The 24,957-nt window shown below is 39.3% G+C and carries 31 protein-coding genes; 4 read left to right on the top strand and 27 right to left on the bottom strand.

All coding sequences use genetic code 11. The annotated features are described in order from the left end of the window. Window positions 1-15: 15 nt before the first annotated feature. The 25 genes from MKY52_RS26480 to MKY52_RS26360 form a co-directional block, all read right to left on the bottom strand. Complete coding sequence (locus MKY52_RS26480; protein ID WP_341055641.1) at window positions 16-822, bottom strand: class I SAM-dependent methyltransferase; 807 nt, start codon at window positions 820-822, stop codon at window positions 16-18. A 56-nt stretch (window positions 823-878) separates the two neighbouring features. Next, a complete protein-coding gene (locus tag MKY52_RS26475) occupies window positions 879-1,508 on the bottom strand; it encodes a class I SAM-dependent methyltransferase (RefSeq protein WP_341054608.1) in 630 nt (209 codons plus the stop codon). 74 nt (window positions 1,509-1,582) lie between these two features. Then, entirely contained in the window at window positions 1,583-1,981 is a 399-nt protein-coding gene (locus tag MKY52_RS26470; protein WP_042127470.1) for an RrF2 family transcriptional regulator, read from the bottom strand. 109 nt (window positions 1,982-2,090) lie between these two features. Beyond that, the gene (locus MKY52_RS26465) at window positions 2,091-2,495 is read right to left on the bottom strand and encodes a hypothetical protein (protein WP_341054606.1); all 405 of its coding nucleotides are present in this window, start codon (window positions 2,493-2,495) and stop codon (window positions 2,091-2,093) included. 67 nt (window positions 2,496-2,562) lie between these two features. Then, a complete protein-coding gene (locus MKY52_RS26460) occupies window positions 2,563-3,333 on the bottom strand; it encodes a DUF817 domain-containing protein (protein WP_341054605.1) in 771 nt (256 codons plus the stop codon). A 66-nt stretch (window positions 3,334-3,399) separates the two neighbouring features. Then, entirely contained in the window at window positions 3,400-3,615 is a 216-nt protein-coding gene (locus MKY52_RS26455; RefSeq protein WP_341054603.1) for a helix-turn-helix domain-containing protein, read from the bottom strand. A 10-nt stretch (window positions 3,616-3,625) separates the two neighbouring features. Continuing rightward, window positions 3,626-4,099 carry a DUF2975 domain-containing protein gene (locus MKY52_RS26450; protein ID WP_339271072.1) on the bottom strand — a complete coding sequence of 158 codons (474 nt, stop codon included), beginning with the start codon at window positions 4,097-4,099 and terminating at the stop codon, window positions 3,626-3,628. Between the two features lie 203 nt (window positions 4,100-4,302). Then, on the bottom strand, window positions 4,303-4,518 hold the full coding sequence (locus MKY52_RS26445) for a helix-turn-helix domain-containing protein (protein WP_042127458.1): 216 nt from the start codon (window positions 4,516-4,518) through the stop codon (window positions 4,303-4,305). Window positions 4,519-4,528: 10 nt separating this feature from the next. Then, the gene (locus tag MKY52_RS26440; RefSeq protein ID WP_341054601.1) at window positions 4,529-5,011 is read right to left on the bottom strand and encodes a DUF2975 domain-containing protein; all 483 of its coding nucleotides are present in this window, start codon (window positions 5,009-5,011) and stop codon (window positions 4,529-4,531) included. Between the two features lie 219 nt (window positions 5,012-5,230). Next, entirely contained in the window at window positions 5,231-6,430 is a 1,200-nt protein-coding gene (locus MKY52_RS26435; protein ID WP_341054600.1) for a hypothetical protein, read from the bottom strand. Between the two features lie 24 nt (window positions 6,431-6,454). After that, on the bottom strand, window positions 6,455-7,300 hold the full coding sequence (locus tag MKY52_RS26430) for a hypothetical protein (RefSeq protein ID WP_341054599.1): 846 nt from the start codon (window positions 7,298-7,300) through the stop codon (window positions 6,455-6,457). Further along, window positions 7,297-7,983 (bottom strand): ABC transporter ATP-binding protein, encoded by a 687-nt coding sequence (locus MKY52_RS26425; protein WP_341054597.1) that lies wholly within the window; start codon window positions 7,981-7,983, stop codon window positions 7,297-7,299. The genes MKY52_RS26430 and MKY52_RS26425 overlap by 4 nt, the downstream gene beginning before the upstream one ends. Then, the gene (locus tag MKY52_RS26420) at window positions 7,980-8,390 is read right to left on the bottom strand and encodes a GntR family transcriptional regulator (protein WP_042187923.1); all 411 of its coding nucleotides are present in this window, start codon (window positions 8,388-8,390) and stop codon (window positions 7,980-7,982) included. Before MKY52_RS26420 ends, MKY52_RS26425 begins: the two co-directional genes overlap by 4 nt. Before the next feature lie 484 nt (window positions 8,391-8,874). After that, on the bottom strand, window positions 8,875-9,426 hold the full coding sequence (gene pgsA, locus MKY52_RS26415; RefSeq protein ID WP_341054595.1) for a CDP-diacylglycerol--glycerol-3-phosphate 3-phosphatidyltransferase: 552 nt from the start codon (window positions 9,424-9,426) through the stop codon (window positions 8,875-8,877). Next, window positions 9,410-10,063 carry a uridine kinase family protein gene (locus tag MKY52_RS26410; RefSeq protein ID WP_341054592.1) on the bottom strand — a complete coding sequence of 218 codons (654 nt, stop codon included), beginning with the start codon at window positions 10,061-10,063 and terminating at the stop codon, window positions 9,410-9,412. Before MKY52_RS26410 ends, pgsA begins: the two co-directional genes overlap by 17 nt. Window positions 10,064-10,099: 36 nt before the next feature. Then, window positions 10,100-10,984, bottom strand: a complete 885-nt coding sequence (locus MKY52_RS26405; protein WP_341054590.1) for a GNAT family N-acetyltransferase — start codon at window positions 10,982-10,984, stop codon at window positions 10,100-10,102. Between the two features lie 14 nt (window positions 10,985-10,998). Continuing rightward, on the bottom strand, window positions 10,999-11,235 hold the full coding sequence (locus MKY52_RS26400; protein ID WP_341054588.1) for a DUF3977 family protein: 237 nt from the start codon (window positions 11,233-11,235) through the stop codon (window positions 10,999-11,001). A 155-nt stretch (window positions 11,236-11,390) separates the two neighbouring features. Then, window positions 11,391-12,047, bottom strand: coding sequence for a CatB-related O-acetyltransferase (locus tag MKY52_RS26395; protein WP_341054587.1), 657 nt, complete (start codon window positions 12,045-12,047; stop codon window positions 11,391-11,393). A 175-nt stretch (window positions 12,048-12,222) separates the two neighbouring features. Continuing rightward, window positions 12,223-12,690 carry a DUF2691 family protein gene (locus tag MKY52_RS26390; RefSeq protein WP_341054585.1) on the bottom strand — a complete coding sequence of 156 codons (468 nt, stop codon included), beginning with the start codon at window positions 12,688-12,690 and terminating at the stop codon, window positions 12,223-12,225. 116 nt (window positions 12,691-12,806) lie between these two features. Beyond that, the gene (locus tag MKY52_RS26385; protein ID WP_341054583.1) at window positions 12,807-14,303 is read right to left on the bottom strand and encodes a malate:quinone oxidoreductase; all 1,497 of its coding nucleotides are present in this window, start codon (window positions 14,301-14,303) and stop codon (window positions 12,807-12,809) included. 246 nt (window positions 14,304-14,549) lie between these two features. Beyond that, window positions 14,550-14,810: a hypothetical protein gene (locus MKY52_RS26380; RefSeq protein ID WP_341054581.1), complete on the bottom strand. Its 261-nt coding sequence runs from the start codon at window positions 14,808-14,810 to the stop codon at window positions 14,550-14,552. Between the two features lie 207 nt (window positions 14,811-15,017). Continuing rightward, the gene (locus MKY52_RS26375; protein WP_341054579.1) at window positions 15,018-16,019 is read right to left on the bottom strand and encodes a Gfo/Idh/MocA family protein; all 1,002 of its coding nucleotides are present in this window, start codon (window positions 16,017-16,019) and stop codon (window positions 15,018-15,020) included. 31 nt (window positions 16,020-16,050) lie between these two features. After that, window positions 16,051-17,139, bottom strand: coding sequence for a Gfo/Idh/MocA family protein (locus tag MKY52_RS26370; protein WP_341054577.1), 1,089 nt, complete (start codon window positions 17,137-17,139; stop codon window positions 16,051-16,053). Window positions 17,140-17,169: 30 nt separating this feature from the next. Beyond that, on the bottom strand, window positions 17,170-17,931 hold the full coding sequence (locus tag MKY52_RS26365) for a sugar phosphate isomerase/epimerase family protein (protein ID WP_341054575.1): 762 nt from the start codon (window positions 17,929-17,931) through the stop codon (window positions 17,170-17,172). 27 nt (window positions 17,932-17,958) lie between these two features. Then, window positions 17,959-19,122: a Gfo/Idh/MocA family protein gene (locus MKY52_RS26360; protein ID WP_341054573.1), complete on the bottom strand. Its 1,164-nt coding sequence runs from the start codon at window positions 19,120-19,122 to the stop codon at window positions 17,959-17,961. Between the two features lie 155 nt (window positions 19,123-19,277). On the opposite strand from MKY52_RS26360, the gene MKY52_RS26355 reads away from it, so the two are divergent. The 4 genes from MKY52_RS26355 to MKY52_RS26340 all read left to right on the top strand — a co-directional run bounded on the left by MKY52_RS26355 (window position 19,278) and on the right by MKY52_RS26340 (window position 23,022). Further along, entirely contained in the window at window positions 19,278-20,114 is an 837-nt protein-coding gene (locus MKY52_RS26355) for a helix-turn-helix transcriptional regulator (RefSeq protein ID WP_341054571.1), read from the top strand. Window positions 20,115-20,190: 76 nt separating this feature from the next. Then, window positions 20,191-20,622, top strand: coding sequence for a GNAT family N-acetyltransferase (locus MKY52_RS26350; RefSeq protein ID WP_341054568.1), 432 nt, complete (start codon window positions 20,191-20,193; stop codon window positions 20,620-20,622). A 31-nt stretch (window positions 20,623-20,653) separates the two neighbouring features. Further along, window positions 20,654-21,544 carry a LysR family transcriptional regulator gene (locus tag MKY52_RS26345; RefSeq protein WP_341054565.1) on the top strand — a complete coding sequence of 297 codons (891 nt, stop codon included), beginning with the start codon at window positions 20,654-20,656 and terminating at the stop codon, window positions 21,542-21,544. 317 nt (window positions 21,545-21,861) lie between these two features. Further along, window positions 21,862-23,022 carry an asparaginase gene (locus MKY52_RS26340; protein WP_341054563.1) on the top strand — a complete coding sequence of 387 codons (1,161 nt, stop codon included), beginning with the start codon at window positions 21,862-21,864 and terminating at the stop codon, window positions 23,020-23,022. A 63-nt stretch (window positions 23,023-23,085) separates the two neighbouring features. On the opposite strand, the gene MKY52_RS26335 is transcribed toward MKY52_RS26340, so the two are convergent. Beyond that, window positions 23,086-23,781, bottom strand: coding sequence for an ABC transporter ATP-binding protein (locus MKY52_RS26335; protein ID WP_341054561.1), 696 nt, complete (start codon window positions 23,779-23,781; stop codon window positions 23,086-23,088). Beyond that, window positions 23,778-24,896 (bottom strand): ABC transporter permease, encoded by a 1,119-nt coding sequence (locus MKY52_RS26330; RefSeq protein ID WP_341054559.1) that lies wholly within the window; start codon window positions 24,894-24,896, stop codon window positions 23,778-23,780. Before MKY52_RS26330 ends, MKY52_RS26335 begins: the two co-directional genes overlap by 4 nt. Window positions 24,897-24,957 lie beyond the last annotated feature (61 nt).

Raw genomic sequence — 24,957 nt, 5'->3', positions numbered from 1 at the left:
AACTGACGCTCTTTTTTATTTTCTTTTACCGATGTATAACAAATGTGATGAGATGCCCAAGATTGAGGGATCATTTGCTTTGGATATGAGAAAGTTAATCAAGCTCTCTTCCCCCTCTTGGTGAGTCCAATACTGTTGCTGCTCTGCAGATAACATGGCAGCAATACTTGATGAACCAATTAAATCTATCGACTCAAATCCATTCCTTTCCATGAAAGGCTGAATCTCATCAATGTTAAAATAATAAGCACCTGTAAATCGGCCCTTGTCACTATGATTAAAGATTCCGCTCTCATAGAATTCATTGATGGTGTTCATATTATCGTTCGGTTTCCATTGCTGCGGGGATTGTAACGAATTAATGGTCATTCTCATCCGACTTTGAAAAGCCACGAATACTATGCCATCTTGCTTGGTCACGCGATGCAACTCTTTTACTGCTAAAATTCGTTCCTCTTCCTTCTGCAAATGATACAAAGGACCGAGCATCAATGAAACATCATAATTCTCATTAGGTATTCCTTCTAAATCAATAGCATTTAAGTTATGAAACCCGTCAAATTGCTCAGTTAATTCTAGTTCAGCTGCCTTTTCCGTTGCTACTTCAACTAATTTAGGTGTGATATCTGAAAGGGTTACTGTATATCCGAGCTTAGCCAGTTCCATCGCGTATTTACCGGGTCCTGCGCCATTATCTAGCACCTTCCCAGCTGATGGCATATATTTCTTGATATAATGGAGATTAATAATGAACTCTAAGGGTTCTCTATCCAGCCTGCCCCACTCGTCAAAGCTGGAGTAATAATCAATAATATTGCTCATCAACATAACACCTGCCTTCTTTTGAAATATATTATCTTCGATATGTCGAAATTTTTCTATAGTTCTTTCTTACATTTTACCATTAAAAAGTTTATCGACGGTTTATTGATCATGTCCTTGTGCGGCTCGTCAATTTCAGAAAACTCAACTAGTCCATAGGTTTCAAACTCTTGTGTAATGGATTCAGTATCATAAAAAAATATTTTTACGCCATCCTTCGTCTCAAAATAATCTTTGTCTAATTGTTCGCCCTTTCCGAACATTGGGGCTTTTTTTGAAACCGCTGTAAAAATCATATAACCACCGGGCTTTAACTGGTTGTAGCAATCCTTAATGAACTTTTCTCTTTCACTTTTATTCAACAAATGAATAAGACCATGGCAAAATATTCCTTCATAGAGGTTATTATCATAAGGCATGTCATTCACTGAACCATGAAAAATGCTAATATCAATTCCATTTTGCCTCGCCAAATCAATTGCTGTTTGAGAAATCTCAATACCCGTTACATTTATCCCACTCTCAATAAAAACCTTTGCATTTCTGCCATATCCAATCCCTGGTACCAATATGTCTTTAACATTCCTCTCAAGGAAAAAGTCCTTAGTGGCGATCGCAGAGTCTGTAGGTTCAAATCCCCACATCGTTTGTTTTTCTATAAAGCTTGATTCCCAGAATTCCGTCATATTTCATTCTCCTTTATATTAAAGTCATTACGGACTTATATTATCTTTAATCAATTCAAAAAAAGAACGGATCTTTACTCCGTCTTCATTGTTTTCGCCAAATCTGCAATTTTCTTGTTCTCCAAGTACTGCTCCATCTGTCTTTCAGCGTCAATCACAACCTGTTGAATCAGGCACTCGCTACCGTGATCCAGGCTACATTCGAACAAAGATGCAGTCCCTTCGATCGCATGGATAATATCCAGAAAAGAGATCTCTTCGGACTTCCGTCTGAGACGATACCCACCGTTTGCACCGGGTGCAGATTGAATCAATCCAGCCTTGACTAGCTTGGTCATCATTTTGGACAGATAGGTTTGCGAAACACCCAGCTTCTCAGCAAGTAATTGAACGCCTACAGGCTTATCGGACGCCGCCGTCACCAGATAAAGCATTGCATGAAGCGCATAGTCTGTCGCTTGGGAATATTTCATTCAGCACCTCCATTAACGACTTTGAAAATCCATAATAACTCTAATCGTTAAAAAAGACAAGCATGTGCAATCAGCTGCTTTCTTCTATACTCTGGAAAGAAATTCAGATCTATATAATTTCCCTTACAACTGGTTCCGATGTTGAAATAATATCAACGACGTGGTCAATACAACAGATCCCATAGTGCTTATATGGTTTTGGAAAATCCTTTGATGCAAATATTCCATTAGAAATAAAATCAAGATACCTTGATTTCTTATAAATCCTAAATGTTTTTCCGTCAAATTCCTCGTAATCATCCCCAGAAGTAAAGAATTCATTTCTAATCGAATATGCAATATAGGAGTGAAAATCAACTTGTATTATGGGAGAGCTTTTCTCACCATCCATAAGAGGCTGAGCTATATCACTAGCTTTGCTATTACAAAAAGATAACCTTAGTTGATTTACCTCTGGCTCTATTAGACCAAAGAAAAACACATCCTGCAATTCTTTTAAATCTGTATATTCCATCTCATCTCCCCCTCATCACTAATTTGTTCTTACTCCATGTACTACTATTTCCTTTGAAGACAATACTCTACTCTTTCGCGTTACGGTTAGCTTTAACATGTTTAAGCTGAGCAACTATAATGACACTAATAATGACCAGAAGGAACCATGAACTGATCTTACTGACACTAACCACATGCCATACCTGATTCTGATCAGGATATTTCCAAGCATTAAAGAATGTAGCGATATTCTCAGCTAACCAGATAAAAAAACCAACTAAGAAAAAAGCCAGTGTCAAGGGCATCCGATAAGTAGTGTTTCGTACCCGATAAATGATCCAAGTTTTCCAAAAAACAATGAGTACAAGCCCCTTTAGCCACCATCGAAAATCAGGAATGAAGTGATGCGTGAAAAAGTTCAGATAGATAGCTGCTCCGAGCGATCCAGCAGCAAGTCCCGGCCAGCCCGTCATATCCATTTTCAGTCTACGCCAAATTTGACACATATAGCTCGCGACGCTCGCGTACATAAACCCGCTATACAGTGGCACTCCAAACACCTTGGTTAGCCCGGGTTCAGGGTATGACCATGACCCCATTCTTATCTTATAAATTTCCAGCAGTAAACCAATAATGTGAAATACACAGATGACTTTAATTTCATCAAGCGTCTCTAATCCAGTACGGTACATAAGATATTGAACGGTAAGCAATATAATAAGAATGGCATCATATCGGTAAATGTAAGGCAGATCTATTACGTTAGAGAGAGCTAAAGTCCCAAAGATCGCAATAGGAAATATGCAACTCATCGCTTGATGATAGCCAAAATGCAGAAGCTGCGTTGTTGATTTCAATGATGCTCTCTCCTTTCCAGGCAATGCTGTTCTTTTCAATCTGCGGAGTCGATTACTCATTACGATTTAAGCATCTTCGTCCATTAGGTATTCTAAAATATCTCCAGGCTGACATTCTAAAGCTTTACAAATCGCATTAAATGTTGATAGTCGAATCGCTTTTGCTTTTCCATTTTTCAATATAGAAAGATTGGCCATTGTTATTCCAACCCTTTCTGTAAGCTCTGTAACGCTCATTTTTCTTTTAGCTAACATCACGTCAATATTCACTATAATCGCCATTATTTTCACCTCAGACTGTTAAGTCATTTTCTGATTTTATTTCTATGGCATTTTTCAAGAGCTTTTGAAGAACAGCAGCAAAGACCGCAATCACAATTGGAGCACAAGTCATGACAAGTCCAAGTACGATTAGACCTGGTGCATCGGCTTCCTGTGCCATTTCGTAAATAAGTGGCATACCCGCCGCATATAAGATACTGATGATGATTGCACAGTAAATTATATTTTTTAAAGCCTTAATGGATAGTTCTGAGAACGCTTTGTTCTTGTCAATATAGCTTAGAAGTCTTAACGCCTGATATAAAGCTACGAAATAGGCTATCACCGTTACATACACCCCTATAAGAACGGGATAAACCAAATACACCGGATAATCTCCAGCTGCCTTGTTAGGTATCGTAGGTAACCAAAAAATACACAAAGCAAGAACCGGAAGTCCAATAAGAATTACAACTATCTTTAAAAAGAGTGTTTCTCGTTTCATAAACTGCACCTCACAAAGTTAATAATCTGGATTCAATTTATCACATAATTTATCGTTATTCAATATATTTTGATTGTATTACAATTATTTTTTATCATTAATATATCGCCCTTTATTTTCCACCTCCAATTATTCCACATCAAAAAGGCCCCCTTCTCATAAAGATTGAGAAAAGAGCCCTGCCTCTACTATTCATTTATTTCTTAAGTCTCCTCGTCACTTTTGTATTCTAAAATATCGCCAGGCTGACAATCTAAAGCTTTGCAGATCGCCTCTAATGTTGATAATCGAACCGCTTTCGCCTTTCCATTTTTCAATATAGACAGGTTAGCCATTGTTATTCCAACCCGCTCCGAAAGCTCGGTCACGCTCATTTTTCTTTTAGCCAGCATCACGTCAATATTAATAATAATCGCCATTGTTTTCTCCTCAGACCGTTAAGTCATTTTCTGATTTTATATCAATAGCTTCCTTCAAAAGCTTTTGGAGCACCGCAGCAAACACTGCAATCACCATGGAAGCAAAAATCACAACCACCCCAATGACAATGAACCCTGGGGCATCATCTCTCTCCGCGACGAGATAGAAAAGGGGCAATCCCACTACATAAATTCCACTGATTGCAATTGCACAGTTCCTGATATTTTTTAATACCTTTACAGATAATTCTGAGAAAGCGTTGTTGTTGTCAATATACCCTAACAATTTGATCGCTTGATATAATGCAAAGTAAAAAGGTATCGCCGATGCATACAAATCAATGTACAAGAGATATTTAATATAGGTTTGATCAGGGTATAATTCTGCTGCATAATTCGAAATCGCAGGCACAAAAATTATACACAAGGCAAGAACTGGAAGCCCAATAAGAACAACAGCTAGCCTTAAAAAAAGCGTTGATCCAAGTTTCATAAAACACACCTCACAAAGTTATTTTCAAAATTGAATCTAACATATAGTTTATCGTTTTACAATATATTTTAATCGAAAAATAGTGTTTATTGACTGTTTTATATTTCACGACTAAAAGGCCGAGCTAATTGACTATTAAAAGTCATTAGCCCGGCCTTTGTCACCTTTTTATATCTCTTTATATCTCTTTATATCTAATTTTCTATTCTAAAAATAATGCTAGAACTGACCGAGATCGATAAAATTCAAATCCATGTTAGCTTCATCTTCTGCCTGATTTGCGGCCTCTGTTGATATTACTTTTCCTTCGTACTCAAGGTTACCGCTTGTCAAATTGAATACATATAGACGATTACCTTTGAAATTCTTATAACCCATAATATAGAGATGGTCTTGTTTAAAAGCATAGGTAATGTTTTCACTTAAATCTATATTTGTATTCTTCAGTGTAGTCTCATATTCTTTACTCATGATATCGTAAGAAATAACAGTGAATCCTATATTTTCCTTACTCGATACAGCTTTTTGCAGGAAATAAATTTTCTCTCCATAGGCATTCATGATATTATTCAATAACATTTCATGCCCTTGGAACGTGAGCGGCGAGATTTGCCCTGTCTTGACATCCACTTGATATGCTTTTCTATGATTATTTCTGCTAATCCTTAAAATCCATTGATCCGTGTGCTCCAGATTTTGATTGGCTAGCCATGCGTATTGAGTATCCCCATCTGCTGCTACAGATTTAACGCCTGGCAACGCGAGCGGCTCAATCTTAATCTCTTTTGTGGTTAGATTAACACGGATGATCTGAGGTTCAGATACATAACCTGAGGCACTGTGATTCATAAACACCATAGCAACAAGCTGCTGATCAATAAGCTGTACATTTTGTACATACATATCTGAAATATCATGATCTACATTGATATCGGATGTGATTTCAAGCGTATTGTTCTTCTGCTTGTTGAGTACAGAAATACTAAGCTTTGCATTTCTCTTCGCTGATGAATCATTTGATCGCTTCGTATCTACTGTCGCATTAACATAAGCAAGCATTTCCTCATTCTCATAGAAACCAGATGTCTTTGTCTTACCACGCATGAACTGACGATGCTCTTCAATCCACTGATCCAATTGCGTTTTCATTGGTCTTCGATTTAAGCTTTGGCTAATCGCCGACTTTTCATCTGGATAATCTGTACCATTTGTCGTGATATAAGCTCGTTTGATGCCAAAAGTACTATCCTTAATCATGTAGTTTCCGTATACAGCTATACCTTCAACGAGGGAAGCATCCCCTTGAACCGTCGTCAGCTTATAATTAGGTGGTGTCTCTTGTGAAGCTTGTACATAATACGTCCCGATTGTAACAACCGCGAACACTACAAGAACGGCGGTAACCATATATTTTCTCATTCCTTAACCTCCATACCCCTTCAATTATACCGATATTTTCTTACGCAATAGATACAAGCTGTACCAAAGCGAACCTCCAACAATGATCACTATTAATCCGAGACAAGCGCCTATGATTTCACCTGGATAGAAGTAGCTATCGTAACTGCTATAACCCATAAGAAATGGTATTGAGGCTAGTCCAGCCAGAACCGCTAAATATAGTACGATAAAGCCAATCCCTTTCAGTCTGTAGCTCCGCTCGATTAGAATCACTGTGAACAAGACGATCAAGCCAATAATACCCAGTCCATAGTATAGTACAAACTCAGAAAAGTAGGGCGGAACCAGAACTTTAAGCACAGTAGGATACTTCAAAAAATCAAATACCGAGATGTTCCGATATATTTCAGCAGGAAGAATCGAATGTGCTATCAAACGTTCCAGTGGAACAAGGATAATTTGCAGGGCGACAAATCCAAATGCGAATAACAAGATCGTAACCAGCTTGGCAAAATACAAATTCGCCCGATTGGATGGCAACGTGAGCAGGCGATATACTACCGTATTTTTACCTCTCCAGTCACGGTACCAGATGAAGCAGCTATATATTAGCAACACTGTGATGCTCAAAAATATGGGTCCGAAATATAGAAGTGCATTATAGCGAGCATACATCATACTGTTTAGCTGAATATATCCAGTCACATTGTGATATTGCTCAAGGGTCCATTGATTCACTCTCATTGCCTCATTCGCAGAATCCAACCAATGATTAGCACCGAGGGTGACCGCTACAAGTTGCAAGGCGACTGTCAGCACCATGAGTCCAAAATATATTTTGGCAAATCGGTTCATTTCAAAATTCAATAGCTTCACAAAAGCTCTCATTTCATGTACACCTCTCTCATTACGTCCGTAATGGACTTACCTTCCTGCTCGCGAACTTCTTCACAGTAGAATTCACGTTCTACCTTCCCATGCTGTAGCAAGACCACTTTATCAATTAAATGCTCAATATCGTTAATTTCATGAGTTGTAACAATCACACCACGATCCTCGATCAATTCACTAGTGAACACATCAGTAATTTGCTCGCGGCTGAACATATCAATTCCCGAGAACGGTTCGTCCATTAGGATGTAATCACAATCCAAGGCAAGTCCAAGCAACAAATTTAACTTTGCAGCCATCCCCTTCGACAATGAAGACACGCGATCTTTAGAGCTCAGTTGGAAGAACTTAAGCAATTCCTCTGCACGTTCAGAGTTCCAATTCCGATAAAAGTCAGCCATAAAGCTGAAGCAATCAGCAATTCGCATATTGGAGGGCATCGTTAACGAATCTGGAATAAAAGTCATTTTCTCATACATCGCAGGTATTAGTGATGCATTATCGATTAAGACTTCACCTTTGTACGGTGTCAGTCCCATGATGGACTTCAGCACCGTTGACTTTCCGGCACCATTGATTCCGATCAGGCAGGTGATCTCTCCCTTGGCAGCAGTGAAGCTAACGCCATTTAGTACCTTCTTGAATCCGTAATTCTTCACCATCTGATTCACTTGGATCATCTTGTGTCACCACCCTCTGGAGATCGCTCTGATGTATATTTTGTCTTTATGATGTCTACAAGTTCTTCAACTGGAATTTGAATATTCCGAATGGAACCGATGAATATATCCACTGCACTTTCGATTAATTCAGCACGAATCGAGCTTAGTATTTGCTGATCCTGTGTAATTCGACTTGGGGAATTTCCTTCTGTTACGATCAAACCCTGTTCCTCCATTTCCTTATATGCCTTCTGTGCCGTGTTCGCATTAATCTTCATTACTGATGCCAGTTCACGCCGTGAAGGAATCTTGTCTCCTGCTCCGATTTGCCCTGTAGCAATCTGTTCTTTAAAGTAACGGACAACTTGAATATATACCGGTTCTCGAATATTAAAGCTGACACCTGATTTTTGTTCTTCTGTCATACAACCAACTCCATATACTAAGTGTGTGTACTAAGTGGTTCATACATCTTATTTATGTACTATACGTGTAATACACTTTTGTGTCAATAGTTCAATTTTGAACACAGGCTTCTAAGATTATCGTTCTTAGCCATTGTATTTTGTGCAACAGAACTTATTTAAATCGAGCTGAATGATACTTCTGTTGTATTTTGTACAATCGATCCAATGAAAATTGCCCATTATAGCACATTTCCCGTAGTTTGATTGCACAAAGTACAGTAGATGGTAGTTAATGAGCGAGAATAGTGATTTCTATTGTACAATCTGCAATGGGAACGTAAAGTTGAGTTGTATCCACTAGTTTAAGTATTGATAATTCCATAAACCGCAAAAAAAGCTGCCGTGTGGCAGCTTTTGCTTAAAAAGTATAGCATCTCAGAAAAGATATCGAGGGTAATAAACAATTATAACTAAACATGCGGGTGATGGCGGACTTTTATTCTCATCTCTCTAATTTTAAAGAACGATAGTTATTTTTTATGTAGTTAAAGCCAGAATAGACAGTTATGATTAATGCAATATAGATAAGGATTTGATCGAAAGGTATATTCGTAAAAAAGGTGAATGGGTGGTTTGCAAACATAACTGCGGTAATTGCTACTACTTGAGATACCATTTTAATTTTACCGTATTGATCAGCTTGCAGAACTATTTTCTGAGAAGCAGCGACAAGTCTAATTCCTGTAATGATAACTTCCCTTGCTACAATAACTAAAGCAACCCATGCGTATAACATCTGCTGACTTACTAGTAGGATCAACGCTGCAGATATGAGTAACTTATCCGCTAATGGATCAAGTAACTTCCCAAGGTTCGTAACCTGATTATACTTCCTAGCAATATATCCATCTAGTTTATCTGTTGCTGAAGCGAGTAAAAAAACAATAGCTGCATAATAAATCCCCTCTGGCCAATCAGGGTATTTTGTGAAAAGCACTATAAAGATAGGGATTAATAATATTCTGGCGATTGTTATTCTATTTGCAAGATTCATAATTCCCTCCTTCGAGTATATAACCTTCATTGGAATTTTTTAAAACGATATCAAAGTTTCGATGATAAGGATGCATAAATAACTCATATTGAATTCTACGCTCTTCATGAGATTTTCTTAAATCATTAATATCTGTTCCTCTTTCAGAGACATCTCGTAGACTCCTTCTCATCAATTCAGTTTCTCCATCCGTATATAAGTAAACTTTCAGATCAAACAAATTCGGGTCTGAAAAAGCAACGCTCATGCCTTCTACAATATTCACTCTATTGTGTGAAGCTATTAAAGTACTCTTTAAATAATTTGTGTCTATTGTATAAAAATCTAAACCCTCTCGCATCATTCGAATATCTCTCTCTAAAGCGGATACATTATGAGCAGCAGGATGACAAGCTGTCATTTTATTATGATGAGTTTCATTGTTATACTCATACTCGATTAAAGTGTACTTTCTAAGATGAGAGCCGATAATATAGGGATCAGTATTAATATAATTTACGTCCTCTTGACCCAGAAGCTTTAAAAGATTATGGGCAAACGTTGTCTTTCCAGATGCACCATGACCCGAAATCCCAATGGTGACTCTTTTCGCTTCAGCACTAATCAAATTGGCTATTTCATTTAATATTTTATCCATAGTTTCCTCCATCTTGTCGTTATATATTTGAACCTATTAATAATTATCGGGCGGGGCACTAAGCCTAGTGTCTGGTCTAAAATACTTGATATAATTATGATAGATTTCTGTCTCTTCAAATCCAAGACTTTCATATAACGATTTTGCAAAGTTGCCTTTGACTACTTCAAGGGTGACCTTATCCTCGCCCTTGCGAATAATCTCATTAACAAGAAATTTAACAAAAGCTCTACCATAACCTCGTGATTGATGTTCTATCGAAATAGCAACAATACTTATTTTATTTCCTGCTATTTTTCCTATAGCTACTATAGTATCATCAACTGTCATTACAAACATATTGTCTTTATTTTTCTTAAACTGTTCCCGTTCCCATTCCACAGGTGTATAAAAAAACGAAGGATACATACCTATACGTTGACGCATATGATAGAATGCTAATTCGCAAACTCTGTCCCATTCAAAGTAATCATTCTCCTCATAATTTCTAACCACAATATTCTCTGAAGGAAAAGGGTCGCCCATTCGTTCCATAATATATGAGGTATAGTATATGCGATAATCATTTCTTTCCAAGACGGTGATTAATTTAACATCGCTAGAAAGAACATTGAATACTGTATGCTCAACTAATTCATTATGTATAAGCACTTTTTCATATTCTTCTATTAACTTCGATCCAACATCCATTATGTCATACTCATTACTGACAAATAGGGTCGCTTGTGGTTTTCTTCCGAACCCATTAAATGAAAGAAAGCCTATGAGTGTATCCTTAATAAGGGCAACCAAAATATTATCTTTGTTGATCCCTTCATCCTGACAAAAAATCTTCAATAGATCATAATTGTGAACTAACAATCGTTCGATTTGCTCCTTATCTCTTAACGGACTATATTTGTGTATTAAAAAAGGGGGCATCTTGCTCCTCCATTCTAGAGACTTGTTATACCAAAAATAATCTTAAACGCGTTATAACTTTTCTTACTTTTTTCAAAACCTTGCTTTAAGTCTAGGATTACTATAGTTTTACCAATCCAAATCCTGATATATAGAGAATGGAACCTTACCGGTTTCACAATTCCTTTTTCTTCAAATTCACTTCCATCCTCTAACTCCGTTTCGGTTCTAATAAACCATGTATTACCTAGACCAAATTCAATATATTTCATATATCTAGCACACTTTCCTCCCAAATAATTAGATGAGTCCATTCATATTATCATACTAATTAGGAGTAATCTGGTAAATAATAAATATTGTAAAACTACCTTATCTGATAAAAGAACAGGCTGCCGAATAATTGCGGCAGCCTGTTGTGATTGTGTTATGATTTTATCTCTCTTAGATAAAACTCATATAATTGATCAATCGATGAACTTGAAAAGATAGGAGTAGCTTGTTCAATTTTCTCACGTTTCCAATCAAACCAACGCATTTCCTTTAACTTTTCGATTTCACGATCTGTAAATCGTTTTCTAATCTCTTTAGCAGGATTACCACCTACTATTGTATATGGTGGAACGTCTTTTACAACAACCGAGCCTGCAGCAACAATAGCACCTTCACCTATTTTCACACCTGGCATAATCATTGCATTCATCCCAATCCAAGCATCACTTTCTATGATCGTATCACCTTTAGGTTCGTAAGAGGTTTCAATCTGGTCCACAAAAGGATACACGGTAATCCATTCAGGATGATGATTGTGATTTCCACCCATTAAAATAATTACACCACTTGCAATACAAACATAATTTCCTATAATCAATTTATCTAAATGCCACCCAAAATCTTCGATCGGGTTAAATAGCCTTCTTGACGGTTCGTCTCCCCAAAGATATCTGACGCACCCATCTTCAAAATGATGACTATCGTAATAACCAGAGTAGTACGAGTAATCCCCTACTTCAATCATTGGGTTGGTGACAATATCCTTTAAATACTTAATTTCAGACCAGTGGTTAAATTGATGTTTTTTCATTTTCTTTTCCTCGCTTCTAAGTAATTTATAGCATTTATACTTAGAAGCTTGATACAGTAGCGACATTCTTAAACCGTTTCAAACGACGAACCATCGTCCTCATCCTTTTCCTAATTGATGGGGTCATTGTAACAAATGAATGATTTGTTCGTCAAATCAACCTTACGGTTTCCTTCTACCATACTGATAATCTTGTTCTGAAGTCATTTTCATTCGTAATGTATTGCACATCATCATATCCATTTGAAATTGCGTTATGACACAGTGCTTCAAGCATCCCCTGATCTTTACAATAAACTGTAGCATATTCACTGTCGACGACTAAAAGTACAAGCTGGCAATCACTATTTAAAAACTCCTCATAGGTCTGTACATCTATTACGTCCTTCTCTCGTAGAAAAGCCTTGAAGTTCGCAAAGATGATATAGTATTCGTTATTCTCCAACAGTTCTTTCAGGACGTTGCCGTCCATTCCATAAATTTCTTCATGGAACATGACCTCTCCTAACGTATCGTTTTGGATAAAATAAGATTCCTCGCCACCTATATACCAATTGAATGTTTCGGTATTAAATGGCTTTAACAGATCTCCAAGTATTTTCCCGTAATCATTTGGAATCTTAAAAGTGATTCCTCGTTTCATATATACCCCACTTTTCTGTTCAATTTCCCTATACAAAAAACCTATGAATGAAATCCATAGGCTTTCTTGAAGAAAATCTCTGTCAATTATCATACTTTCGAGCGATTGATCATTGCTTAACTATGCACTCGCTCTTTTCCACCTAGACCCAATGTAGTTGCCGTTAATGTGTGCACTTCATGCAAAAGCTCTGGATTTTCCAGTAGTGACAGACCATAAGAAGGAATCATTTCTTTAATTTTCGGTTCCCACTCTTTTATATGCTGAGGGAAACATTTGTTAAGTACTTCAAGCATCACGTGAACAGCCGTAGAAGCACCTGGGGAAGCCCCAAGCAATGCTGCAATCGAACCATCTGCGGCGCTAATTACCTCTGTACCGAATTGAAGGATACCTTTGCCATCCTCTGTATCTTTGATTACCTGTACGCGTTGGCCTGCTACAACTAGATCCCAATCCTCTATTTTGGCATTCGGGATAAACTCTCGTAATTCCTCCATGCGTTTTTCTTTCGATAACAACACTTGCTCGATCAGGTATTTGGTCAAAGACATGTTCTTTGCACCTGCCGACAGCATCGTTAGGAGATTATCCGGTTTTACGGAAGTGATCAAATCAAACATTGAACCCGTTTTTAAAAATTTTGGTGAGAAGCCAGCAAACGGTCCAAATAACAACGATTTTTTGTTGTCAATAAATCTAGTGTCCAGATGCGGAACAGACATTGGAGGCGCTCCAACTTTAGCTTTACCGTATACTTTTGCATGATGCTGGGCTATAACTTCTGGTTTATTACACACCATAAATATTCCACTTACCGGGAATCCGCCAATATGTTTCCCTTCAGGAATACCGGATTTTTGCAGGATATGCAAGCTTCCTCCCCCGCCACCAACAAAGACAAATTTTGCAGTATGGTGTTCAATAGCACCGCTGTCGTTCTTCACTCTCAAGTCCCACGACCCATCGCTAGTACGTTTGATTCCATCTACACTATGTTTATAATGGAGATCTACATTCTTTCTCTTTAAGTGATCAAATAACATACGCGTTAAAGCACCAAAGTTAACATCTGTGCCTGAGTCGATTTTTGTTGCTGCTATAGGTTCATTCGATGGACGATTTTGTATAATAAGCGGTATCCATTCCATTAATTTGCTAGAATCATCGGAAAATTCCATTCCTTGGAACAAAGGATTTTTTGACAGCGCTTCAAATCTTCTCTTCAAAAAAGCTACATTCTTCTCCCCTAGTACTAAACTCATATGGGGCAAGGGCATGATAAAATCCTGAGGATTATGTATCAACTTACGATTTACCAAATAAGACCAAAATTGCATTGAAAGTTGAAACTGTTCATTAATTTGGATGGCTTTACTTATATCTACAGTTCCGTCGGATTTTTCGACAGTGTAGTTAAGCTCGCAGAGCGCCGCATGTCCAGTTCCTGCATTATTCCATTCATTAGAGCTTTCCTCACCTGCATTTTCGAGCTTTTCAAACACTTTAATCTTCCAATCCGGCACTAATTCTTTTAAAAGTGTTCCTAAAGTCGCACTCATGATTCCAGCACCAATTAAAATGACGTCTGTTTCAGTTGCACTTTTGCCCATTATTACCATCCTTATCCCCTGAATTTTGCAGAAAGGATGTGGGCGCTCCTTCTTAGGCGTCACACCTTTTCTGTCTCAATTATACCCTTATCCGAGTGTATTACAATTATTTATAAATTTAATATCTACTATTATATGAAAAAAATAAATTATTTAAAAGCTTGCAAAAAAGAGAGAAATAAGTCCTCCAGGTTAAGGAACTTAAGCTACAGCCATAAACCCGCTTCTTGCAAGGATTAATAACAGTTAAGCATTATAAATAAAATAAATGAACATACTGCCCGCAGCAGCAAGATCAACAATTGCCCATAAGAAGCTTTTACGAATTAGCATGAGTAAAGCAGCAATTACACTAACAAAACAAGCAATGAGCATAATAAAAAAGGTGGTGAATAATCCACCAGAAAGAAACATCAGTACGTATAATATGACAAAGATAAAAACAATGGTCTGCATAATGGAAATTAGCTTGGTGTTCGTTCTAATGTTCAGTAGTATTTTCTCCATATTGTATGCACCCTCCAGATATCTTGCTGTTAATAACCTATACTTACTTTAGATTATTCCACTAAGGAGAATTAATCAAATCCATCTTCCTCTGCAAGTCGTCGTCTTCTTAGTGTTTAACCAAATGCGGGAAGTCCCTAAACACGAAAAAGCTGCCTCATTCGTAGATAAATCTACATATGGAACAGCCTTCGCTATATTTATGACTTATTTGTTCCTCTGCGATGAGCTATAAATACGCTTCACCAGTTCCAGCGCCTTTATCCCCTCAGGACCATCCAGCCAAAACTTTGATCCACTGAAAATATGGTCATAGAAGTCCTCAATTAGTCTCTTATGCCCAGTCCCCCAATACGATTTGCCTTCCGCAGGACTGAAAATAGGCTCACAAACCAAGGTTTCCTTCCCATCTTTCCAAAGATATAAGTGCTCTCGACGGAGGTTAAGCGTCCCCTCTTCAAAAACTAGCTCCAACTCCACCGGAGAGTTCTCAAGATAGGTATTCGTGCCATAAAACAGCCCGCGAACATTATTGGCAAAGTCGATACAAGCATGGGCAGTATCTTCTACTTCAATGACGCCATCAAGCACATCCGTGGTAATACTCCCTCTCACGGATTTAATCTCACCCCCATACCACTGTAGTAAATCCAAGGTATGAATGGTCTGATTTATTAGAACACCTCCGCCTTCCGTGGACCACCTTCCTCTCCAATTGCTATTTTTGTAGTAACTTTCGTTTCGATGCCAGGTTATGACACCTTTCATACAAAGCAGCTTCCCAAAATCACCGGAATCTATAGTCTTCTTAATATAAACGGAAGCATCATTATAACGATTCTGGAACACCACACCAAGCTGGCCAGAGCTCTCTTGCGCTGCTTCCAGCATGCGCATGGCTGAAGGAAGGTCAACGGAGATTGGCTTTTCAGTTAACACATGCTTCCCCGCACGTAATAGCTCTTCAGCCATTTCTGCATGAAGATGATGAGGTGTACAGAGATGAACAACATCAATACGATTATCATTTAAGATTTCTCTATAATCATCAGTGGCATCGCAGGCATATTCTATTCCCGCTCGTGTAGCTTTATCAGCATCGATATCTACAACTAGAAGTAGGTTTACATCTTTTATTGCTGATATTGCTTTAGCATGGAGAGGATAAATCGCCCCGCAGCCAATAATCGCTGCTCCAAGTGTAGTCATCTATTCCACCCTCCTATAATCGTTCCATTCGCTATTTTAGTTGATCAGGGGTTAGATTCATCGCTTGAGCTTGAGCCATCAGACATAGTTCAGCAGCTTTGAAGACATGTGCTTGAGTCATGGCCAGCTCAGTCCGGTTCAGACAATCGAGTATAAGTTCACCAAAGAACGGAAAACCAACTTTTCCAGCCACATGCTCATAATGCTCCCCTTCTCCGTTCACCCAGTACACATGATCTGTTGTATTTGAACGCCCGACATCAGTATATTTTCGCAATTCAATATAGCCTTCAGTCCCCATGATCATTGTACGTCCATCTCCCCAGGTTCCGAGCCCATCAGGTGTAAACCAATCTACACGGAAGTATTGGGTTGCCCCATTGTCCCCAACAAGCGTCGCATCACCGAAGTCCTCCAATTCAGGGTAAGACGAATGATTATAATTTGCTACCTTACTGTGAACAACTGAAGCATCCTGACAATCTGTATAATACAAAAATTGTTCAATTTGGTGGCTGCCAATATCGCATAGAATTCCTCCATATTTCTCCCGCTCGAAAAACCATTCTGGACGGCTAGATGCATTTAAACGATGCGGCCCTAATCCAATGACTTGAAGAACACGACCAATAGCCCCCTGACGGATCAACTGTCCCGCATAGATTGCGCTTTCAACATGAAGACGCTCACTATAGTAAACCATATACTTCTGATTGGTTGCTACGACCATAGCTCTAGCATCATTCAGTTGTTCAAGTGTTGTAAAAGGGGTTTTATCCGTAAAATAATCCTTCCCGTGAGCCATAACCTTATTTCCTAAGGGACCTCGTTCTGAAGGAATAGCAGCCGCTGCAACTAAGCGAACCTCTGGATCTTCCAATATTTCATCCATAGACTCAGCAGCCCTAACTCCAGGATATTTGGTTATGAATGCTCTAACTTTCTCTTCATCCGGATCATATACCCATTTCAGCTCTGCACCAGCCTCAACGAGCCCATTACACATCCCGTAAATATGACCGTGATCGAGTGCAATAGCTGCGATGATGAATTCACCTGGCTTCACTACAGGTTTAGCTTCATATGTGGGTGCATAGGTCATCCCATCTATTCTATTCATCAGAATCCTCCTAACGGTTTCTTATCGATTCTATAATAAGCTAATGAGATAGCGCAGACTCATCTCTAAGCTCTCAAAAGGATCACGTCTACAAACATCCTGCTCCACTACGTACCATTCAACACCCGTCTCACGACAAGTAGTAATGATCTCCGCATAGTTCATGTTTCCTTCGCCTATTTCAGCAAAAACCTGTTTCCTATCAACTATCGCCATATCCTTTAAATGCACAACCTGCATTCTGCCTTCAACTTTACGTATCCATTCTTCCGGACTCGCGCCACCTGCCTGCACCCAATATAAATCAAGTATGAAACCAACTGATGGATCAGTCTCATTGAGCAGTACTTCCATTCCAGTAGTACCTTCAAAGCGTTCAAATTCAAAATCATGATTATGATAAACAAATTGCAGACCGTGTTGTTCTTTTAATGTTATTGCAATTTCAGATATCAATTTCGCAAAGTTCCGGTAGCTTTCAAGTCCCGTACGAAATTCTTCTGGTAAACTTCCAAGTCCAATATATTTGCAATTCCACAGCTTATGCTCTGCGGCTAGCGCATCCAGATCATTCACTAATCGATCCCAGGACACATGGGTCGCACATATAACCAGCCCTGCTTCATCCGCATATTCTTTAACGAGCATCGGATCAATCGGTCCAATGGATGAAATCTGAATGCTCTCATAACCCATTGCCGATACCTTTTGAAAAGTTGATCTTAAATCCTCCGCAGTTTGAGTATAATCACGTAACGTGTACATTTGAGCCGCAATCGTCGAACGTTTCATAGGATTTAACCTCTCTCTTTCTTCTATTTAATGAGTTCCTTTAACATTCAATGTTTTAGTTTCTGAGGTTTCCTTTTGGAAAGTCGAGTTTTTTACTTTTTCCATCAGCTTTTCGTAGAATAAATCCGAATCCATCGGAAGCTCCACCCAATTGTCCGTCCAAGCCGATAAATACATGGCATTTGAAAGGGTTAGCCCCTTAATCCCTTCCTCCCCGGGAGCAAGTAATGCCTCATCATGCAAAATGGCATTCGTAAAGTTCCGTAGAATTCCTTTATGCTGCTCTCCTCCGCCATCTTGTACAGGTATCTCACATTTCCAACATTCCGGACTACCGAAACCTCCCGTGAACTCTGCGTTGAACTGCGGCTCCGGTGTACGTAAACGCCAAAAGGTTAGCTTCCCGTCTTCCACTACGATTTTTCCATTATCGCCATTGATTTCAAAACGATTAGTTCCCGGTGCCTCTCCAGTTGTAGTAATAAACAGACCTGTAGCGCCATTCTCGTATTCCACATAAGCGGTTACATCATCTTCAACCTCAATGTTGCGATATTTTCCAAGGTGGCAAAATGCTCTTATCCGCTTCGGCATCATGCCTGTCGTCCATTGCCATAAATCTAGCTGATGAGGATCTTGATTAAGCAATACCCCGCCACCTTCACCCGCCCATGTCGCCCGCCAGCCACCAGAATTATAGTAGTTCTGCGATCTATACCAGTCGGTAATAATCCAATTCGTCCGGCGGATCTCACCTAACTCACCAGACTGAATAAGATCTCTCAGCTTCTGATACAAAGGATTTGTACGCTGATTGTACATGATTCCAAATTTGCGGTCAGACTGTGCTGCAGCATCGTTCATCTGTTGAACAGCTTTCGTATAAACACCTGCAGGCTTCTCCACTAGTACATGATAACCATGCTGAAAAGCTTCGATTGCAAGTGTAGGATGATCATAATGCGGAGTACAGATTAATACCGCATCCATGATACGTGACTCGAATAATTCCTTCGGCGTAGAATATTTCCTAACATTCTCAGGTAACTGCTCTTCAGCCCATTTCAAACGTTCTTCTCTTATATCACATACGGCTGTAAGCTCAGCCCCCTTAATCTCACTCAGCAGACTTTGCGCATGTGCGGTTCCCATATTTCCAATACCAATAATCCCATAACGAACTGTACCCATCTCTGATCACTTCCTTATTAATGGTTATGGTTAGAGGATATACTTTATTTAAGGACATGAACATGATCGAAATTAAGAACTATTTGTATTTGAGTAAGATGTTTTAGTTAAATGAAACCGTTATAATGAGGATATAAAAGCTTTAAAGGAGTTAAATGATGAACAATTCAGGGAACTTATCAGGACGTCTCCTGCAGAATCTCAAGGTTACTGTGACCCATGCCCAACTTAGTAATAGATATCCCGGATGGAACCGCACGCTGGAAACCCCCGCTTTTAATCGGCTGTATTTTATTGATGGGGGTGAGGGGAAAGTAATTATAAACGGGATTACCTACTATCCGAAGCCAGGTCAGATAATGATCATGCCTGCGGGGAGCACACAAACTACCGAAACTTCTATCGATGATCCATATATCCGTTATTACTGCCACTTTGATGCTGACATTGGAGAATGGCCCTTATTCCATGCGGAGAAAAAATTATACATCTGTGATTCGCCTAATCCAGATTCAATAAGGGCAACTTTCGTGGAGATGATCGAACAATTTCAAAAGGACGATGTCTTATCTATCCTTCGCACTCAGGCTTGTTTACTTAATCTCATTGCCACTTGTCTTGAATCGAGCGACAGTAGTCACACAGACTTTATGACGCAATTCATACACACCGGAGACCATGGTAAGCTGGCTCATGTGCTCCATTACATCGATTATTGTCTAAATAAGCCCATAGAGATTGATGAACTAGCAGAGCTTGTCCACCTGCACCCGAACTATTTTATACCTTATTTCAAAAGATTCATGGGGGTGACTCCAATGGCCTATGTTCAATTGAAACGTATGGAGCACGCTAAAAGACAGCTTTCTTACACAGATTACAGCATTTCAGATATTGCGGAACAAGTCGGCATGGAATTGGCTCATTTCTCTAAATATTTCAAAAAGACGATGGGTCTATCCCCATCCACTTATCGAAATAGTACGAAGTAATTTACATAGAGATGTTCCTCTGAATGAGATGAACTATAATAAAAAAGCAGCATGAAACAACATTTTAAGGTGGCGGATGATCATACATATTAGGACAGCTTCATATAGCGACACGCAAGAAATTGCAAAACTATCCAGTGAGCTTGGATATCCTTTAAATATCGAACAGCTAGCAGATAGACTTCAAGATATCAGAAATCGTAAAGATCATGCTATTTATGTAGCAGAGTCGGATAGCCAATTAATCGGATGGATTCACGCCAATGTGCGAATGTTAATTGAATCTCCACCCTTTGTTGAAATTTGTGGTTTGGTGGTCGATGGGCAGTATCGCGGAGAAGGGATCGGCAGACAACTTGTTGAAACCTGTGAACGCTGGGCAGCACAAATTGGAGTGAACAAATTAAGAGTGCGCACCAACCAAACTAGAGAAGATACGGTACGTTTCTATACACGTATTGGATTTTCGCAGAAGAAAGCTCAGTTCGTGCTTGATAAGGAACTTTAAATACATTCGGGACTTTTAGAGAGGGAATTCTATGATTGTGGATACATTACGGGTTTTCGTTACAGTTGCTGAGCAAAGTCATTTCTCTAAAGCAGGAGAATTACTGAATCTATCTCAACCCGGTGTCAGTCTACATATCCGGAATCTCGAGAATGAACTAGGCGCAAAGCTTCTACACCGATCCTCGAAACAGGTAAAATTAACCGAAGCAGGTACAATACTTTATAATCACGCCAAACAAATATTGGCCCACTTCGAAGAAGCTCATCAGGAAATACAAATGCTACAGGATGAGGTTACTGGCAGTATACATATTGGTGCGAGCTTTACGATTGGAGAGTATATATTACCCTCAAGACTTGCGGAATTTGCAAATCAATACCCACAAGTCAAGCTTCAGGTGACGATCGGTAATACTGAAGAAATTATTGGTGGGGTAAGAGCCAATGAATTGGATATTGGGTTTATCGAAGGAGAAGCCCATGAGAATGATCTGATCGTTACCCCTTACATGAAGGACGAGATGATTATGGTCTCCCCGGCCAACCACCCTTTGTCAAAAATAGTCTCTGTGGAGCAAGGGATGCTACAAAATCAGGTTTGGGTTCTGCGAGAGCTTGGCTCTGGAACGCGTGCTTTCAGTGATCATTTCATTCAAGAAGAAGAGATTTCCGTCAAAAGATCCTATGTCTTCAACAGTAGTCAAGGAGTTAAGGAAGCCGTTGCCTCCGGTTTGGGAATCGCGATGCTCTCCAGATGGATTGTGCGCAAAGAATTAGCAAGTGGTGAAATCTGTGAGCTTCCCATCCGACATCATCATCTTGAAAGACAATTCTCCATCATTCGCCATAAAGAAAGCTCCTCCTCCATGGCTACCCATGTCTTTATTCAAAAACTACTTGTCTCTAGAAAAGATAAGTAGTCAGGTAAATCTAATAACTATGCCGGTCAATCTCCTAAAGATTGTCCGGCATTTTGTTATTTATTCACCTCTAATATTATGTGATAAAATATAACATCAATATTATATTTCACTTTAAAAAAATATAATAAAATTCATAGTATACACAAGATATAAATAGATATCTTTTATTAATAGTGTATTTAAGCGTTTTATTGATATGTCAGTAAACTTGTCATTATAATATATTCATAGATATAATCCAATCATGAATCACGTTTATGTAATATAAAATAACATTAACGTGAGAATACATAATTAAATGGGAGGTTACATCTATGAATGGATTACAATCAATGCTCGCCAAAACTACTGTTGCCGCAGGACTCTCTTTCACTCTACTCTTCTCTGCTACAACAATGCTTCCCGTTTCTCCCACTTACGCAGCTGAGGTTACCCAAACGATTGAAGGAACGGTTAAGCTTCCAAAGGTCCAAGTCATAGCAACCGGTGGTACTATTGCCGGTAAATCTGTGGATGAGACCAGCTTCCAGAACTATAAAGCCGGGACTTTGTTAATGGAAGATATGGTTAAGGCACTGCCTAACCTTAAAAAGTTCGCAGATGTAACTAGCTATCAATTCGGGAATGCAGGCTCTGGCTCGTATACCATGCAACAACTATATGATCTCTCCTTAAAAGTAGATAAAGCACTAGAAACCCAAGATGGCATCGTTGTTACTACAGGTACGGACACGATGGAGGAAATTGCATATTTCCTTGATCTTACAGTGCGTAGCTCCAAACCTGTTGTAGTAACTGGCTCTATGCGTCCATGGACTGTTATTGGAAGTGATGCTCAGGCCAATCTATTTAACGCTATTAAACTAGCAGCTAGCGGAAAGACGAAATATTACGGTACTGTGCTCATGCTAAATGACGAGATTCATACGGCTAGAGAGGTTACCAAGACGAATGCCTATCGTACAGACACTTTTGAATCTCCACAACTAGGAATCCTCGGATATATCGATGAGAATAATATAAGAATTTATCGGGCGAATTCCAGAGCACTATTGACCGCTGACAAATGGGCAACGCCATTCGATCTAACGAAGATTAAGAGCAGTGATATGCCTAAGGTAGAAATTGCTTATGCTTATCAAGATGCCGGTTCTGGGGCAATTACAGGTTTTGTTCAAGATGGAGCAAAAGGTATTGTAACTTCAGGCACAGGGGCTGGCGGCGTATCTAAAGCTATGGGAGAAGCTCGTACGAAAGCTATTAAGGAAAACGGAGTTATCTTCGTGTCTACCACGCGTACGGGTTCCGGTTCCAACTATGCTTCAAGTGACGGCATAATTGCCGGAGATAATCTGAACGCAGCTCATGCCCGAATTCTTTTGGAACTGGCACTGTCATTCAGCAGTGATTTCAACACGATTAAAGGCTGGTTTGACACATATGGCTCAGGCCAAGTCACCATAGCTGACAAATAAGAACAAACCATTGTTCACACACCAAAAAACGATTCATGCCATAAATAGCATGAATCGTTTTTTTTACAAAATTTTTCTTAACTCATGTTCAACCAAATGTCCATCTTCCAGATGTAGCACTCGATCACACCATTCGAGCATCCGTTCATCATGAGTGACCATTACGGCAGCTTTACCCTCATTCTTTACTTCGTCAGCAATCATTTGCACAACTTCTCTGCCTCGTTTGAAATCTAAGCTTGCTGTTGGTTCATCTGCAAACAAGATTGCAGGTTTATTCATCCAAGCTCTTGCGATAGCTACACGTTGCTTCTCCCCGCCTGATAGTTGTTCAGGATAATGGTTTCGACGTTTCCAGATATCCAGACGCTTCATCAAATCAGCTGCCCGTTCCTTAGCTTCCTTAGAACTCATCTTCCCCTGTTTAGCTACAAAGAGAAGCTGCTCTTCTACCTTCAAGTAAGGCAATAGCTGTGCGCTTTGGAACATAAAGCCTATCTTCTCTAATCGTAGCTCAGTCAGCTCACTTTTACTTTTATCTGTAAGAGATTCTCCGTCTATAAAAATTTCACCACTGGTTGGCGTAAGAAGCGCACCAGCTGCTGATAGGAATGTACTCTTCCCTGTTCCAGAAGGTCCAAGGACAGCAACGAATTCCCCTTCATTAACTATAAGATTCAAATTGTTCAGAACAGATACCGTTGTATCGCCGTCTCCGTAGGTCTTGGTTACTTGCTTCATCAATAATTTCGCACTCATGCTCCAGCCCTCCCAATTGCTTCTAATGCATCTACTTTTGCCACTTTAGCGACAGAAATAAGTGATCCTAAAAGAGACATCCCCACGAACAAGCCGCTGGTTAGTAGAATCGTAGAAGGTTCCAGTTGGAACGGCATAGTGTCTGGTAGTACCTGATTCATTCCAAAAGTTAGCAGCAAGCTAATGCTTAGACTTGCAATAGCTAATATCATGACCTGCCCTACAACGCTCCAAGCCAAGTAAGACATTTTTGTACCCATGGCTTTCAGAATGCCAAACTGGCTTGTTTTCTGAATTGTAATGACATAGAAGAATACAGCCAGAACAAAACCAGCAATTACGAACAGGAAGGCAATCATCATAAGCAGTGAACCTTGTTCTGATGAATAACCCGGAATATTAGAGATCGCTTCTTTTTGCGTAATAACTTCCACATTTTTCGTACTAGCAGAGATCTTATCCACTTGCCCTGCGTTTGCATTAAGCGCAATTACATTAAAAGGCGCTCCGGATGTAGCCTCACTACCTTGATTAACGCCTTGTCTCATTTCCTGCCAGTCTTTATTGTTAATATAGACTACTGGGGTATGGCTGTATGAGCTATTCTCAACATATCCTGTAACTTTAAATTCCTTCCCAGTTGCCTGATCTTGGATCGTGCTACCAATCTTAATGCCCGACTGTTCCAAGTCACGATCAACGATGACACTTCCCTGCGTATCATTCGTAATCTTGTCACCTTCAATCACTTTTGGAGCCAGTAAACCGTTCATATCAACCGCGAAAAAAGTTACGTCTGCTTTAGTATCCGCATCGTTCGTAGTCACTGTACTCATCTGTAGAGCGAGTGAAGAGGCATTATTATCTCCTACTACTGCTCGAACACTACCCAGCTCCGTATCCGTTAACTGAGAACGTCTAAACGTCTGATCCGCATCCTTCTGCACCACGTAATAGTTTGCCGGCATATTCTCTATTGCTGAGATATTAGCATACGCTAATCCTCTGGCCAGTCCCGTTACGAAAAGTACAAGAAAGGAAACCAATAACATGATTACCATTATTAACAGGTATCTGGCTTTAGAATGTCGCATTTCTCTTAAGGCTAGAAACATATTACCACTCCTTCTAATCTGTATAGTCACAGTTTAGAAGATGAAAATGAACGGAGTATGA

The sequence above is a fragment of the Paenibacillus sp. FSL P4-0184 genome (assembly GCF_038004625.1).
In the GTDB taxonomy this organism is placed as follows: Bacteria; Bacillota; Bacilli; order Paenibacillales; family Paenibacillaceae; genus Paenibacillus_AQ.
The sequence above is the reverse complement of the archived record's forward strand: the minus strand, read 5'-3'. Positions and strand labels throughout refer to the sequence as shown.